At 71.4% G+C, this 14,209-nt stretch carries 14 protein-coding genes; 9 read left to right on the top strand and 5 right to left on the bottom strand.

Translation table 11 applies throughout. From position 1 onward, the window contains the following. Positions 1-216 precede the first annotated feature (216 nt). The 4 genes from AC5P09_RS14890 to AC5P09_RS14875 all read left to right on the top strand — a co-directional run bounded on the left by AC5P09_RS14890 (position 217) and on the right by AC5P09_RS14875 (position 5,885). On the top strand, positions 217-2,520 hold the full coding sequence (locus AC5P09_RS14890; RefSeq protein WP_493874345.1) for a thioester reductase domain-containing protein: 2,304 nt from the start codon (positions 217-219) through the stop codon (positions 2,518-2,520). Next, positions 2,517-3,653 (top strand): alpha/beta hydrolase, encoded by a 1,137-nt coding sequence (locus AC5P09_RS14885; protein WP_493874344.1) that lies wholly within the window; start codon positions 2,517-2,519, stop codon positions 3,651-3,653. The genes AC5P09_RS14890 and AC5P09_RS14885 overlap by 4 nt, the downstream gene beginning before the upstream one ends. A gap of 67 nt (positions 3,654-3,720) precedes the next feature. Next, complete coding sequence (locus AC5P09_RS14880) at positions 3,721-4,500, top strand: alpha/beta fold hydrolase (RefSeq protein ID WP_493874343.1); 780 nt, start codon at positions 3,721-3,723, stop codon at positions 4,498-4,500. Between the two features lie 281 nt (positions 4,501-4,781). Then, positions 4,782-5,885, top strand: a complete 1,104-nt coding sequence (locus tag AC5P09_RS14875) for an acyltransferase family protein (RefSeq protein ID WP_493874342.1) — start codon at positions 4,782-4,784, stop codon at positions 5,883-5,885. Between the two features lie 18 nt (positions 5,886-5,903). Here the strand turns inward: AC5P09_RS14875 and AC5P09_RS14870 are convergent, their stop codons facing one another. Further along, positions 5,904-6,674, bottom strand: coding sequence for an SDR family NAD(P)-dependent oxidoreductase (locus tag AC5P09_RS14870; protein ID WP_493874341.1), 771 nt, complete (start codon positions 6,672-6,674; stop codon positions 5,904-5,906). Positions 6,675-6,897: 223 nt separating this feature from the next. Between AC5P09_RS14870 and AC5P09_RS14865 the strand changes: the two genes are divergently transcribed. After that, positions 6,898-8,103 carry a serine hydrolase domain-containing protein gene (locus AC5P09_RS14865; protein ID WP_493874340.1) on the top strand — a complete coding sequence of 402 codons (1,206 nt, stop codon included), beginning with the start codon at positions 6,898-6,900 and terminating at the stop codon, positions 8,101-8,103. A gap of 69 nt (positions 8,104-8,172) precedes the next feature. On the opposite strand, the gene AC5P09_RS14860 is transcribed toward AC5P09_RS14865, so the two are convergent. Together AC5P09_RS14860 and AC5P09_RS14855 are read right to left on the bottom strand one after the other, a co-directional pair. After that, positions 8,173-8,565, bottom strand: coding sequence for a peptidase M23 (locus AC5P09_RS14860; protein WP_493874339.1), 393 nt, complete (start codon positions 8,563-8,565; stop codon positions 8,173-8,175). Between the two features lie 100 nt (positions 8,566-8,665). Beyond that, on the bottom strand, positions 8,666-9,436 hold the full coding sequence (locus AC5P09_RS14855) for a serine/threonine protein kinase (RefSeq protein WP_493874338.1): 771 nt from the start codon (positions 9,434-9,436) through the stop codon (positions 8,666-8,668). Positions 9,437-9,618: 182 nt separating this feature from the next. On the opposite strand from AC5P09_RS14855, the gene AC5P09_RS14850 reads away from it, so the two are divergent. Then, positions 9,619-9,765: a hypothetical protein gene (locus tag AC5P09_RS14850; protein WP_493874337.1), complete on the top strand. Its 147-nt coding sequence runs from the start codon at positions 9,619-9,621 to the stop codon at positions 9,763-9,765. Between the two features lie 21 nt (positions 9,766-9,786). Here the strand turns inward: AC5P09_RS14850 and AC5P09_RS14845 are convergent, their stop codons facing one another. Then, on the bottom strand, positions 9,787-10,281 hold the full coding sequence (locus tag AC5P09_RS14845) for a lamin tail domain-containing protein (RefSeq protein ID WP_493874336.1): 495 nt from the start codon (positions 10,279-10,281) through the stop codon (positions 9,787-9,789). Between the two features lie 133 nt (positions 10,282-10,414). Here AC5P09_RS14845 and AC5P09_RS14840 point away from each other — a divergent pair, with 133 nt between their 5' ends. After that, positions 10,415-11,278, top strand: coding sequence for an NAD(P)-dependent oxidoreductase (locus AC5P09_RS14840; protein WP_493874335.1), 864 nt, complete (start codon positions 10,415-10,417; stop codon positions 11,276-11,278). Positions 11,279-11,297: 19 nt separating this feature from the next. Here the strand turns inward: AC5P09_RS14840 and AC5P09_RS14835 are convergent, their stop codons facing one another. Beyond that, positions 11,298-11,765, bottom strand: a complete 468-nt coding sequence (locus tag AC5P09_RS14835) for a hypothetical protein (protein ID WP_493874334.1) — start codon at positions 11,763-11,765, stop codon at positions 11,298-11,300. A gap of 284 nt (positions 11,766-12,049) precedes the next feature. Between AC5P09_RS14835 and AC5P09_RS14830 the strand changes: the two genes are divergently transcribed. Together AC5P09_RS14830 and AC5P09_RS14825 are read left to right on the top strand one after the other, a co-directional pair. Beyond that, on the top strand, positions 12,050-12,655 hold the full coding sequence (locus AC5P09_RS14830) for a LysE family translocator (protein ID WP_493874333.1): 606 nt from the start codon (positions 12,050-12,052) through the stop codon (positions 12,653-12,655). Positions 12,656-12,657: 2 nt separating this feature from the next. Then, complete coding sequence (locus AC5P09_RS14825) at positions 12,658-13,359, top strand: B3/B4 domain-containing protein (protein ID WP_493874332.1); 702 nt, start codon at positions 12,658-12,660, stop codon at positions 13,357-13,359. Positions 13,360-14,209 lie beyond the last annotated feature (850 nt).

Below are 14,209 nucleotides of genomic sequence, written 5' to 3'. Positions count from 1 at the left end.
GAGCCCGGGGTTGCGCCCGCGCCCGGCATGGGGCGCGCGCCCAGCGCTGAGTCCGTGCCCCGCAAGGTGTTCGCGCCCGGTGTTGAGGCCGCGCCCGGCATTGCGTCTGGGCCGGGGGTGGAGGTCGTGCTCGGGGTTGAGTCGGCGCGCGGTAATGTCCCCGAGCCCGGGGTTGCGCCCGCGCCCGGCATGGGGCGCGCGCCCAGCGCTGAGTCCGTGCCCCGCAAGGTGCTCGCGTCGGGCACGGATCCCGCGCTCGGTCAGGTGCCCGCGCCGGGCACGGAACCCGCCGCCGAGCCGCTGCCCGCCGCCGCGTCCGACCCCACGCCCGCCTCCGCCCCACTCCCGGACGTCGATGACCTGGCCGCCCTGATCGCCGCCGCCGCAGGCCGCCACCTCCCCGGCGGGCACCTCTCTGTCGACGCCGACTTCTTCGACGCCGGCGGCGGCTCTGTGAACGCCGTGGAACTCGTCGCGGAGCTGGAGGACCGACTGGGCCTGGAGATCGACCTGGACGAGGTGTTCGCGGATGCCCGCCCGCGCAGCCTCGCCCAGCGCTGGCTCAAGGCCGCCCCCGCGGCAGGGCTCCGCATGCCCACGCCCGCGACAACCCACCGAACACCCACACCCACACTCGCACCCTTGACCACTCTGGCTACGCCCGCCCCGGCAACACCCCACACCACCGCCCGCCGCGAAGACCTCGACCAGATCCTCGCCGACCTCGCCCTCGTCGACCGTCTGCCCTTCACCGGTTCCCCCGAGCCGCTGCCGCCCCGTCGGATCCTGCTGACCGGTGCGACCGGATTCCTCGGCAGTCACATGCTGCTGGACCTGCTGCGGCACAGCGACGCACACGTCTACTGCCTGGTCCGCGCGGCCGACGAGGACGCGGCTGTCGTCCGGCTGGGTGAGGCGCTGAAGAGTTACCGCCTGCCCTGGTCCTCGGAGGTGCGCCGCCGGATCACCGTGCTGCCCGGCGACATCCGCCGCCCGCACCTCGGCCTGTCCGACGACGTGTGGGGCACTCTCGCCCAGGAACTGGACAGCGTCGTGGGCGTCGCCGCCGCCGTGGACTTCCTGCGCGGCTACCAGTCACTGCGGCAGAGCAACGTCCTCGGCACCCTGACCCTGGCCGAGCTCGCCGCGAGCGGCCGCCCCAAGCCGCTGCACCACATCTCCTCCATCGCCGTCTTCAACGAGGTCGGCATCACCGCCATGGGGGAGGACGACCCGCTCGCCCATGTCGACCGCCTCGTCGCGGGCTACGACCAGACCAAGTGGGCCGCCGAGGTCGCCCTGCGCCGCGCCCGCGACCACGGTCTGGTCGTCACGGCCCTGCGCCCCGGCGGCATCGGCGGCCACACGAAGACCGGCGCCTACAACCCCCAGGACCTCAGCAGCGGCCTGTTCTCGGCCTTCGCCCGCTTCCGGACCGTACCGGCCTTCCGGCATCTGAACGCCGCCCCGGTGGACTGGGTGAGCCGGGCCGCGGTCGCCGCCGTCTGCGAGCCCGACGCCTGGGGCTACGACTACAACCTGACCGGAGTGCCCAACACCCTCGACGACGTCGTACGCGACATGGCCCTCGGAGGCATGCACGTACGCGTCCAGGACTGGGACGAGTGGCGCACGGACACCCTCGCCCGCCTCCAGGCCGACCCGGTACCCGAACTGACCTTCCTGACCCGCGTGTTGCAGAGCCCCACGGCCCTGAAACTGTGCGAGGCGACGCTCACGGGCCCGGCCGCCACCATGGACCGCACCGCCACCCTCGTCGAGGCGCTCGGCCTCGAACCCGCCGCCCGCTACGACGCCCGGGCCCAGCTGAAGACGTTCGAGCGGCTCGCCGGCGACGGTCTGGCCCGGCTGCCGCACAAGGACGACCAGCCCTACCTGTGGTTCAAGGAGACCGCCGAGGGCGCCGTACGCCCCATCGGCACGTCCGCGCCCGCCACCCCCTGTTCGACGGAGCTCACCCTCTCCATCGCGAGCATGCACCAACTGGTGACCGAGCGCCGGGTGGACGTGCGCGGCGAGCTCCACTGCACCGCCGTACACCCCGAACCGCTCCTCGTGGAGCGTGGCGACGTCTGGATCCGCCCCGAGGAGGGCATCCCGCACCAGCACGGCCTGCGCCACCAACTCCTGTGCTATCGGCTCCAGTTGCGCGACACCGACGGCGAACGCTGGTGGCTGGAGGGCCGCAAGTACGCCCGCGCCCGCCGCGACGTTTGGCGCCAGACCCGCGCGCTGAGCGTCGAGATCGGCCGGGAGGGCGAGAGCGCCCACCTGGCGGGCGAGATCGTCGTCCCCGCCGACAGCTACGTACGCGACCAGATCGACGGCATCAAGGTCGACCCGCGCCTCACCAGTCAGGAGAAGCGGGCCGCCAAGCTGACCTGGCTGGCCTGGTTCGGCCTGGAGATGGGCCGCGGCCTGCTCGGCCCCTTCGCCCGGGCCGCCGCCGACCTGCTCGACCTGCGCCGCACCCAGACTCCCACGGAGCACAACCGATGATCTTCAAGGCGACCGGCACCAGCACCAGGCCCACTCTCCGCAAGGTCCGCTCCACCACGGCCCTGCGCCCGCTCCGCCACCGCCTCGACCCGACGCGGGTCGAGGAGATCCCCTTCCGCGCGGGCGACGGCGTCCGCCTCGGCCTGACCCGCGTCGACAGCGGCGAGGCCGACCGTCCCGCCGTCCTGCTCCTGCACGGCCACACCGCCTCCGCCGACATGTTCCTGCTGCCCGAGACCCGCAACCTCGTCGACGTCCTCCTCGACGACGGCTACGAGCCGTGGCTGCTGGACTGGCGCGGCAGCTGCCGGCTGCCGTACAACGAGACCGGCCAGAAGTACACCTACGACGACGTCGCCCTGTACGACCTCCCCGAAGCCGTCGCCCACATCCGCGCCCGGATCGGCGACCGGCCCCTGTTCGTCGTCGCCCACTGCATCGGCTCGCTCACCCTCTCGCTGAGCATGACGGCCGGCCTGGTGCCGGGCCTGGCCGGGGTGGTGTCCCAGGGCGTGTTCCTCACGCCGAAGCTCGCCGGCCGCACCTCCCTGCGCATGACCCTGGCGGGTGAGCTGCTGAAGTCCCGTATCGACCACATACCCGTCGACATCCGCAAGGTCGGCCTGTGGTCGAAGTACACCCCCCTGTTCGCGCTGGCCTCCCGCAAGGCGAGCTGCCCCGACCCGACCTGCCAGATCCTGCACAACTCGGCCTGGGGCACGGGCGCCTCGCTCTTCGTCCACGAGCACCTCACCGAGACCACCCACGACCGCCTCGCCGAACTCCTCGGCCCCGCGCCCCTGTGGATCCTGCCGCACCTGCGCCGCATCGAACTGGCCCGCACCGTGGTCCGCTGGCACGACACCGACCTGCGCTACCGGTCCCTGCCGCCGAACGCCCTGGACGCGGCGGCCCGCATCGACACCCCGGTTCTGTTGCTGTCCGGCAGCGAGAACGGCCTGTGGCAGGACTCCCAGAAGCTCTGCCACGACGTCCTCGCCCACCGGCAGCCCCAGCTGGACGTCACCTACACGGAGATCCCGGGCTACGGTCACCTCGACACGTTCCTCGGCCGGGGTGCCGCCCTCGACGTGTTCGGCCACATCCTCGATTTCCTCGGGCCGCTACGGTGACGGCGGCCCTCAGGCCCATTACCGTACTCGGCAGTAACTCCATCGCCATCGCAGGAGGCCAGGCCCCATGCCAACGCTCGCTCTCGACGCCGCCACACTGACGTACGACGACGAGGGCCCCCGTGACGGTGAGGCCACGCCCCTGGTGTTCATCCACGGCTGGACGGCCAACCGCCACCGCTGGGACCACCAGATGGCCCACTTCGCCCCGGGACGCCGGGTGGTCCGCCTCGACCTGCGCGGCCACGGCGAGAGCACCGGATCGGGCGCCCGCACGATCGAGGACCTCGCCGACGACGTCCTGGCCCTCCTCGACCACCTCAAGGTGGACCGCTTCATCCCTGTCGGTCACTCCATGGGCGGCATGATCGCGCAGACCATCGCCCTCGCCCACCCCGACCGGGTCGACCGCATGGTGCTGGTGAACTCCATCAGCAAGATGACCTACAACCGGGGAAGAGGCCTGCTGATGGCGGCCTCCACCCTGGTCCCCTTCAAGCTCTTCGTCGCCGCCAACATCCAGCGCGCCTTCGCCCCCGGCTACCCGCGCGAGGAGATCCGCGCCTACATCGGCGCCTCGGCGGCCACCCCGCGCGAGGTGGTGATGACGCTCTACTCCGCCATGCGCGCCTTCGACGTCCTCGACCGCGTCGGCGAGATCCGCACCCCCACCCTGCTGGTGCACGGCTACCACGACGTCCAACTGCCCGTCGCCCAGATGCTCCGCATGGCGAAGGGCTATCCGGACGCGGTCATCCGCATCCTGGACGCCGGCCACGAACTCCCGGTGGAGAAGCCCGCGGAACTCACCGCGGCGCTCGACTGGTTCGTGAGCCCCCGGGACTGACAGCTCAGCGAAGGCGGCGCGCGCTCGTTCTGTGCGATGTCTGCGGCGGCCGGAAAGCGGCGCTGAACCTGTGGGGAACATGAGAAGTTGTGTGATCTCTGCTGCGCTGGGCAGGCGCCGTCGTCATGAGCACCCCCCATCGGAGCACGGTAGACGAGGCTGACAAGGCTACGGAGCGGCAGAGCCCGGACGTGCGAGCGGCGCTGCCGCTCGTCCCCTCACCGGCGCAACGGCGCAGACGTGGCGGGCGGGGCTTTTCGTCGGCACTGCGTGGTGGGCGGGTGGCGGGGCTGGACGGATTGCGGACGGTCGCGGTGATGCTGGTGATCGTGTATCACGTGGAGCCGGATCCGGTGCCCGGAGGCTCGGTGGCCGTGGACGTCTTCTTCACGCTCAGCGGTTTCGTCATCACCCGGCTGCTGGTGGCCGAGTACGCCCGTACCGGCCGGATCGGCCTGGGGTCGTTCTACCGGCGGCGGTGGCTGCGGCTGGTGCCGGCCATGCTGGTGATGTGCGCGGTCGTCGCCCTGCTGTCCGTGGCGCTCCCGCTGCCACTGCTCGACGGAGCGTGGATGGCGGCCGGGCTGGCCGCGGCCTCGGTGGTCAATCTCGTACGGGCCGGGGAGTCCGGGCCGTACTCGGACCTCACCGCGCCGCTCAGCCACACCTGGTCGCTGGGGGTGGAGGAGCAGTTCTATCTGGCCTGGCCGCTCCTGCTGTTGGTGCTGCTGCGCCATGCGACGGCGCGGTCGGTGCTGGGCTGGGTCGCGGCGCTGTGCGTCCTGCCGGTGCTCTGGCGGACGGTGCTCTGGGACCCCACGGCGGCGCACCGCATCTACAACGGCCCCGACACCCGCGCCGACCAGCTCCTCGTCGGGGCTCTGCTGGCCGTCGTCCTGGCCCGGCTGCGCGCCGACGACCCTCGACTGGCACTGCTGCGCCGATGGGCGGGACGGCTCTGCTGGCCCGCGCTCGCACTGCTGGGGCTGATCGCCTGGCAGGTCCCGATCACCGAAGCGAGCCGGTGGAACCCCGTGTGGTACACGGTCGGATTCCTCGCCGTCGCCGTCCTGTCGGCCACGGTGGTGGCTGCCCTGGACCTGTGCCCCCGGTCGTGGCCCTCCCGTCTGCTGTCGGTGTCCGCCCTGGCATGGGTCGGACGCAACCTCAGCTACGGGATGTACCTGTGGCACTACCCCGTCATCCGGCTGCTCTCCGATCTCGGCGTGGACGGCGACCGGCTGCTCCCCGCGGGCGTCGCGGCGACGGTCGCGGCGGCCCTCGCCTCGTACCTCCTCGTCGAGCGGCCCCTGCTGCGCCGCGACCGGTTCCGCGTGCGCCCACCGGAGCCCGTGGCCACTCCAGCGCGTGCGCCGGCCGTGTGACCGGCGCGGAGAGCTTGCCTACCGGGAGGCCAGTTTCCGCAGGAGCAGTGCGGAGAGTGGTGTGGGCAGCGCGCGCAGCGTGCGGACCAGCGCCGCCGTGGGCCAGGGAAAGTACGCCTGCGCCGGTTCCTTCTCCAGGGCGCGTACGACGTGCCGGGCCGCCCGCTCCTGGCTGACCTGGAAGGGCTTGGGCAGTCCGTCTTCGCTGATGCGCTCGGTGGCCACGAAGCCGGGGTGGATCGTGGTGAACCGGATGCCCCGGGGAGCCAGTTCGACGCGCGCGGCGTCGATGAGCGTGCGCGCGGCCGCCTTCGCCGCCGAGTACGGCCCTTGGCGGGGGATGCCCATCAGCCCGGTCAGTGAGCTGGTGTGGGCGATCAGTCCCCCGGCCTTCTGGCTTCCCATCTGCCCGATCAGCGGGATGAGGTAGTTGACCACGACGTCGTAGTTCAACGCCATGATCCGTGCGACCTCGTCCACGGTGACCTGGTCCATGGACATGTCCGGTCCCTGGCCGGCGTTGAGCAGTGCTATGTCGATGGTCCCGTACTCCGCGGCCGCGGCCGCCACGACGTCGGCCGCCGCCTGCGGGTCGAGGGCGTCGGCGGCGATGTGCAGGCAGGCGCTGCCCGTGGCTCGTATCTCCTGCGCGACGGCGGCCACTTCGGGGGCACGTCGCGCGGTGATCACGAACCGGTTGCCGCCGGGGGCGAGGTGGCGCGCCACCTCGGCGCCGATGCCCGACGAGGCGCCGACGATCAGGATGGTCCTGCCGGTGATGCGCGCCATGGCGTTCCCTCGCTCGAAGATCCTGCCCTGTCACAGTGGCCACAACGGCCCCAGGTGTCACAGGCAGTGTCATGCCTCTGCGCGGTTCTTGGGCACGGTGAGTCGGATTGTCCGATGGTCCGAGCCGGTCCGTCCTTGGGCCGTATGCAGCAGCACGAGGAGCAGGCGGGCTGCTTACCCGGTGAGGCTGGGTCAGCACCGAAGCTCACCCTCAGGAGCCGCCATGCCTCTGCGCCCCGCACTGCCCCGCCGCACCCACGTCCGTCGCCCACGGCTACGGCCGGCGCTCGTCATCGCGATCTGCCTGGCGGGCCTGGCCCCGGCCGCCGTCAGCAGCGCCGCCGACGCCACCCCGCGACCGCCGGACGACCGTACGCTGCAGAACCAGCTCGACGAGTTCGTAGGCAGCCCGGGCGGCCCGCCCGGCATCATCGCCGTGCTCCGTCGCGGCCACGAGAAGCAGGTCCTGCGGGCCGGAGTCGCCGACCTCGCCACGGGCCGGCCGCCCCGCACGGACGACCACATGCGCATCGCGAGCACGGCCAAGGCCTTCAGCGGTGCGGTGGCGCTCACCCTGGTCGACCGACACGCCCTGCGTCTGGACGACACCCTGCGCAAACGCCTGCCCCGGCTGCCCAGGGCCTGGGGCTCCGTGACGCTGCGGCAACTCCTGAACCACACCAGCGGCCTGCCGGATTACACGGACGACCCCGCCTTCCTCGAGGAGGTGATCGCCGACCCGCGGCACCGCTTCAACTCCCGTCGCCTCCTCGACTACGTGGCCGACGAACCCCTGCTGTTCCGGCCCGGCAGCCAGTACCACTACTCCAACTCCGACAACATCGCCGTAGCGCTGATGGCGGAGGCGGTCACCGGCACGCCGTACGAACGACTGCTGCGCGAACTCGTCTACGAGCCGCTGCGCCTGCGCGACACCAGCCTTCCGCAGGGCTACCGGCTCCCCGAGCCGTACCTGCACGGATACGACGTGAGCCCGTCCGCACCCCCGGAGGACGTCAGCGAGCTCCTCAGCGCCTCCGGCGTGTGGGCGTCCGGAGGGATCGTCTCCACCCCCGCCGACATGACCCGCTTCATCCGCGGCTACGCCGGGGGAGCGCTGTACGGCAAGGGCGTCGTACGCGCGCAGCGGCGCTGGATCGACGGCGCGTCCGAGCCCGCGGGGCCGGGACGCAACTCCGCGGGCCTCGCAATCTTCCGCTACGCGACGCGCTGCGGTGTCGTGCTCGGGCACACCGGCAACACCCCCGGCTACACGCAGCTGATCGCCGCCACCCCGGACGGCAGCCGCTCGCTGACCTTCTCCGTCACCACCCAGATCAACCAAACCGCGGCCCCCGCGCAGTTGCGCCAACTGCGCGCCATCCAGGAGAACTTCGTCTGCGCGCTGCTGAGCGACGGCGGTCGTTGAGACAGACAGCCGCATGGGGCTTGCCCGACCTCGCCGGGCAAGCCCCATGCACGCGATGGCCGACGGACGTCAGCAGTCCGGGACGCCCTCGATCTTCACGCCACAGCGGAGGTACAGGTTGCTGACCCAGGCGATGTCGCTGCCTGCGAACTCCTGTACCGCAGTCCACCAGTTGTTGGTGCCGACTGCGGGGTCGGTGACGGTCTGGCCCTGCGTCTGGCACACGGCGTCGAGCCAGTACTTCGAGCGGACGGCCAGGCGGTTGGACTCGCTGGTCGGCTGCTCGCGCAGATTGACGTTGGTGGCCCAGATGTAGACGTCGGTGAGCGTCGGGTCGCCGCCGCTCACCGCGGCCGGTGCGGCCGGGGCGGCCGGCGCGGCCTCGGCCGTGGTGGCCAGGACTCCCGCGCCGAGCGTGGCCACGGCCAGCGCGACGGCGGAGCTCTGCATCAGCTTCTTCATGTGTGTTCCCCCTGAACTGATGTGCTGCTGCACGGCACTTAGCCGGCACTCAGGACTCTAGGGAGAGGTGTGGTGCCGCGGTCCCTGACAGATGTCAGGGTCAGTGCGCGTACCCGAGGAGGCGTTGGGGCAGCAGGGCCAGGTGATCCTCGCGCACCAGATCGAAGCGCAGCGCGAGCGTGACGAGGTCCTCCCGCTTGGCACCCACCCGCGTCTCGTCCTCGTTCCCGGTCCGCAGCCGGAGCTTGGCGGACGTCAGGTAGTCGATGTGGTAGTTCACGGCGGAACGGGTCAGATCCCGGCACGACTCCAAGGGCCGCAGCCGCTCCACGATCTCGCCGGCGCCGGGCAGCGCCACGCCGGACGCGGTGCGCAGCCGGGGCTCGCACAGCGCGACCAGGACGAGGAAGTACTTGGACGTCGGGTCGAGGGAGAACGGGCTCACGGTCCGCTCCCCGTGGTCGGCCCCGGCGCCGTCCTGCGCATAGGCGTGTTGCGGCGCGAACACTTTGAAACTCGCGGTGCTGTCCAGAGCGGGCAGCACCACCCGGGAGAATTCGAACGGCACGGGCGCACCGAGCCGCCCCGGAGCCACCTTGACGTATTCGCCGGCCCCTTCGAGATTCTCCACGACATAGGTGGAGGTCGCGCTGAAGTTCGACAACCGCCAGAAGTCCCCGGCAGCCTCGATGCGGCCCGCGTGCCGCGACACACCGGGATCGGCCAGGATGATGGGCAGCGCTCTGCCCGGGGCTCCCCGCCCGAAGTCCCTGGTCTCACCCGGCCCCATGTGAAGAAGTCGCGGCTTTTGCTGAATTGCTCCCGGACGAGACTCTGTTTCGTCGGGCAACTGCACGATAACGGTGTCCATAACACTCATCCCCCGTGTCGGTCGCCAGAATTCTAAAGCGACGACCGCGCTGTCCGGAGTGCCGGAACAGGCCGGTTCCCGGCCCTGAGGGGACGGGGAACCGGACCGTGGCCTGAATCGTCCGGCACCGGGTAGGAACAGCGACGAGAGAGCGAAACCCGCCGACCGGAGGAGAGACGACCATGCCGAGCGTCATCGAGCGCATCAAGCAGTACGCCCGGAGTCCTCAGGGCCGTCGCACTGTTGAGCAGGCGCGACGCGCCGCATCCGACCCGCGCCGCCGCGCCCAGGCGAAGCGCCTGCTGAGCAAGTGGCGCACTCGCCGCTGACCGGACGGCCGTGACGGTTCGTCAGCTGTGGAAGGTGATGTAACCGTTGCGGTCGGGGTCGGAACCGCTCTTGGTGTACGCGTGTACGTCCGCCCGGCTTCCGCCCGGCTTGTACAGGTAGATCGTGTCCTTGTCGTTGTTCCAGATGAAGTTGCAGTTCTGGCGGTAGACGACGTTGTTCGCGTCCGAGTCGGTGCCCTTGCCGCCGCGCAGCTTCACGTAGTCGCCGGGCTGGAGATAGTGGTTGGCGGTGAAGGCGAAGCGGTTGCCGGTGGCGTCCTTGACGACGTAACCCTTGAGGTTGACGGTCTTCGAGGCCGAGTAGTTCTTGATCGTCAGGTACTCGCTCTTGGTGTTGCCGGTGGAGCAGCTGTTGGAGTCCGCGCCGGGCGCGTCGTACTGAACGCCCTTGAGCTTCAAGGCCGAGGTGTATTCGGCGGCCTGCGCGGGCCCGGCCGACACGGCGGCTATCGACCCGACGGCAGCGGCCATCGCCAGGACATGGCGTATACGCATGAGGAATCCCCCCTGTGGTGCGAATGGAGCGCCCGGAGTTTATCCCGTCGATGAACGTGACGTGATGGGAACGTGTGGGAAATGTGAAGCGGGCGGCGTCGAGGCGGCCTGCCGACGGCGATAGGGTCCTGGCATGGTTCATACCGATGTGGGGATCGTGCACCCCGGAGCCATGGGTGCACAGGTGGCGGCACAGGTGAGGGCCGCGGGCAGCAGGGTCTGGTGGCTGCCGCAGGGACGCTCGGCCGAGACCCGGCGGCGGGCCGCGGAGTTGGGGCTGCTGCCCGCCGGGAGCATGGCGGAGCTGACCGCCGAGTGCACCCTGCTCCTCAGCGTGTGTCCGCCGGCCGCCGCCCTCGACGTCGCCCGTCAGACGGCGGCCGTCGGCTTCGAGGGCGTCTACGTCGATGCCAACGCGGTCAGTCCCCTGCGCATGGCACAGATCGCCGAGGCGCTGCACGGCACCGGCGCGACACTCGTCGACGGAGGCCTCACCGGACCGCCGCCCCGTGAGGCGGGAACCACCCGGCTCTATCTGTCGGGCGACGACACGGTCGTATCAGGGGTCCGGGCGTTGTTCGACGCCACTCTGCTGACGCCGGTCGTCCTGGCCGGCCCGGTCGGCCGGGCCTCGGCGCTCAAGCTGGCCTTCGCCGCCTACAACAAGATCTCGTACGCGCTCGCCGCCGAGGCCTGCGCCCTCGCAGAGGACCACGGCGTCCTGGACGACCTCCTCGACGTCGCCGCGCACCTGCTGCCGGACACCCCGCTGGCCCGGCCGGAACAACTGGCGAGCGCCGGCCCCAGGGCCTGGCGCTGGGAGCCGGAGATGCGGGAGATCGCCGAGGCCTGGCGGGGGAGCGGTCTGACGGGCTCCTTCGCCGACGCCGCGGCGGACACCTTCGAGCGGTGGCACGCCCACAAGGACGACCGGACGGTGACCAGCGGGCAACTGCTCGCCGACCTCATCGGGCGCAGCCCGGAAGAGGCCGGGTGACGACCGGACAAGGCGCCGCTCAGTTCCACAGCGAGTAGGTCACCGTGCGCGCCGGCCGCTCCGGCCGGTCACCGGGGAAGGTGAGCGTCATCCGCCCGTAGCGCTGCTGCTGCGGATCCTTGTTCCAGCTCTGCGGCTGGTCGAGCCGGACGACGACGCGATACGAGTGGAAGGTCCCCGCCGCGCAGTACGGATCGCAGTCGTTCACCCAGTTGACGCCCCTCGCCTTCGCGGAATCGGCGTCCCAGTGCGTCCACCGGAGCGAGGCCAGGCGACTGTTGCCGTCGCCGCAGGCCAGGATGAAGTCGGCCGGACGCACCTGCGGCTTCGAGGAGCAGTCGACGAGCACGGTGTCCCTGACCGGCTGCGCCGCGGCCTGCACCCCCGACGACGGCGCCGCAGGGGAGGCGGAGGCCGGGCCCATGGCCGCCACGAACGCCACCGCGGCACACAGCGCCGCCGCCTTGGTCACCGCGAGTCCTGGCATGTCCGCTCCCGGCCGCCGTCCGCACCCGTCCCTGCCTCGACGCTACGACCGTGACAGGCGGCGCACCACTCGAACGGCGCAACGCCGGTGCGATGGGCGGCGGCCCGGCGGGGGGCGGCACGCAGGCTCACGGCACGATCCCGACCCCGGCGACCCGCTGGGCGTCAGGACGCGGCGTTCGCCTGAACCGGTTATGGACCACTCAACCCCGCACACTTTGGCTCTGTCGGCCGGGCCAAGACCACGACAGGGTGAGAGGACAACGAACCCTGCGGAGGCCCTCCTTGAGCATCGCGTTCCTACTGACCAGCCTCGTCGTGGTGGTCACCCCCGGCACCGGCGTGGTCTACACCCTCGCCGCCGGGCTGTCCCACGGCCGCCGCGCGAGCATCGTCGCCGCGTTCGCCTGCACCCTCGGCATCGTGCCGCACCTGATCGCGACGATCACCGGCCTCGCCGCACTGCTGCACACCAGCGCCGTCGCCTACGAGACGGTGAAGTACCTCGGCGTCGCATACCTCCTCTACATGGCGTGGGCCACACTGCGCGACAAGGACGCGTTGACGGTCGAGACGGAATCCGAGCCGCGACCGGTGTCCCGCGTGATCGCCTCCGGGGTGCTGCTCAATCTCCTCAATCCGAAGCTCACGATGTTCTTCGTCGCGTTCCTTCCGCAGTTCGTCCCCGTCGGAGAGTCCGGCTCCCTCGGCTCGATGCTCCGGCTCAGCGCGGTCTTCATGGCCCTCACATTCGTCGTCTTCGCCGCGTACGGCATGTGCGCCGCCGCCGTACGCCACCGCGTGCTGGCCCGGCCCCAGGTGATGACCGGCATCCGCCGGGTGTTCGCGGTCTGCTTCGTCGGCCTGAGCGCACGACTGGCGGTGGCGTGAGCATGCGCTTCCGGCACGCGGACGCCCTCTGGGCCGACTACCCCGAACTCTCCGCCGGGGCGCTCTACGCCACCGGCATCGACACCTCCGCCGACGTCACCGCGCGCGTCGCCGAGTACACCTCCCGCGCCACGGCCCGGCTGGCCGACGCCTCCGAGAGCGCGTTCCCCGAGGTACTGGCCTGGCGGCGGACCTTCTCCCGGATGGGGCTCAAGCCGACGCAGTACCGGTGCGCCTCGGAATCACTGCTGCGGCGACTGCGCAAGGAGGGCGAACTGCCCCGCATCCACCCGGTGGTCGACCTGTGCAACGCCCTCTCGGTCGCCTACGGCGTACCGGTCGCGGCCCTCGACGTCGACCGCATCTCCGGTCCCCTGCTCGAGGTGCGCCACGCTCTCGGCGACGAGCACTACACGACCTTCGGCGGCGACACCGAACACCCCGCACCCGGCGAGGTGACCTTCGTCGACTCCGCCGGCCGGGCACATGCCCGCCGCTGGACCAACCGCCAGAGCGGCCACTCCGCGGTCGGCGAGCACACCGGCCGGATCCTCGTGGTCACAGAAGCGATGCACGAGGGCGGCGCGCAGACCGTATCGGATCTCCTGAAGACCGCCGCCGAGGAACTGACCGCGCACTGGCCGACCACCACGGCGTCGGCCGTCCTCACCCGCTCCGCACCGGAGTTCGTCTTCGGCGACTAGATTCCGCGCGAGACGCTCAGGGGACGCGTGACACCATGGGCCCGATGAACGAGGGGGACCGGACATCGCACGAACGCAGCACGGCCAGGCCCGCGCCGACGGGCGGCGGCGCTCCGACGCAGGGCTCTGATGCGGCCCGGTCGGCGGGCGGTGGGATCCCGGCGCACGGCTCTGAGCCGGCCTGGTCGGCGGGCGGTGGGATGGTGGCGCACGGCTCTGAGCCGGCCCGGTCGGTGGGTCTGGGTTTCCCGTCCTTCGGCTCCGCCAGTCCTGCGTCGGTGGGTGGTGGGGCTCCGGTCCGGGGCGCTGAGACGGCTCGGTCGGGGGACGGTGGGATGGTGGCGTACGGCTCGGATGGGACTGGGTCGCCAGGTCTCGGTTTCCTGTGCTCCGGCTCCGCCGAGCCCGCGGGGGCGGATGGCGGCGCTCCGGTCCAGGGTTCTGACGCAGCCCGGTTGGGGGAGGGCGGGATTCTGGCGTACGGCTCGGATGGGGCCCCGTCGGCGGGCCCTGGCCCCTTGCCTCGCGGCTCCGACGAGGCCCCGTCGGCGGACGGCGGCTCCGCGTCCCGCGGGTGCGGCAGAGTCCCGCCGTCAGATCCCGGCCTGCCGCTCTACGGGTCTGGCAGAGTCCCGCAGTCAGACCCGGACCGACCGGCCTACGGGTGCGGCAGAGTCCCGCAGTCAGACCCGGACCGACCGGCCTACGGGTCTGGCAGAGTCCCGCAGTCAGACCCGGACCGACCGGCCTACGGGTGCGGCAGAGTCCCGCAGTCAGACCCGGACCGACCGGCCTACGGGTCTGGCAGAGTCCCGCAGTCAGACCCGGACCGACCGGCCTACGGGTGCGG

The organism is Streptomyces sp. a15, from assembly GCF_059026085.1.
Note: the sequence above shows the minus strand (reverse complement) of the source record. Positions and strands in the feature narration are given on the sequence as shown.

Excerpts from the sequence above, each read along its gene's own strand:
- AC5P09_RS14885 (WP_493874344.1), top strand. The coding sequence starts at position 2,517 with ATGATCTTCAAGGCGACCGGCACCAGCACCAGGCCCACTCTCCGCAAG.
- AC5P09_RS14880 (WP_493874343.1), top strand. The coding sequence starts at position 3,721 with ATGCCAACGCTCGCTCTCGACGCCGCCACACTGACGTACGACGACGAG.
- AC5P09_RS14870 (WP_493874341.1), bottom strand. The coding sequence starts at position 6,674 with ATGGCGCGCATCACCGGCAGGACCATCCTGATCGTCGGCGCCTCGTCG.
- AC5P09_RS14865 (WP_493874340.1), top strand. The coding sequence starts at position 6,898 with ATGCCTCTGCGCCCCGCACTGCCCCGCCGCACCCACGTCCGTCGCCCA.
- AC5P09_RS14860 (WP_493874339.1), bottom strand. The coding sequence starts at position 8,565 with ATGAAGAAGCTGATGCAGAGCTCCGCCGTCGCGCTGGCCGTGGCCACG.
- AC5P09_RS14855 (WP_493874338.1), bottom strand. The coding sequence starts at position 9,436 with ATGGACACCGTTATCGTGCAGTTGCCCGACGAAACAGAGTCTCGTCCG.
- AC5P09_RS14850 (WP_493874337.1), top strand. The coding sequence starts at position 9,619 with ATGCCGAGCGTCATCGAGCGCATCAAGCAGTACGCCCGGAGTCCTCAG.
- AC5P09_RS14845 (WP_493874336.1), bottom strand. The coding sequence starts at position 10,281 with ATGCGTATACGCCATGTCCTGGCGATGGCCGCTGCCGTCGGGTCGATA.
- AC5P09_RS14840 (WP_493874335.1), top strand. The coding sequence starts at position 10,415 with ATGGTTCATACCGATGTGGGGATCGTGCACCCCGGAGCCATGGGTGCA.
- AC5P09_RS14835 (WP_493874334.1), bottom strand. The coding sequence starts at position 11,765 with ATGCCAGGACTCGCGGTGACCAAGGCGGCGGCGCTGTGTGCCGCGGTG.
- AC5P09_RS14825 (WP_493874332.1), top strand. The coding sequence starts at position 12,658 with ATGCGCTTCCGGCACGCGGACGCCCTCTGGGCCGACTACCCCGAACTC.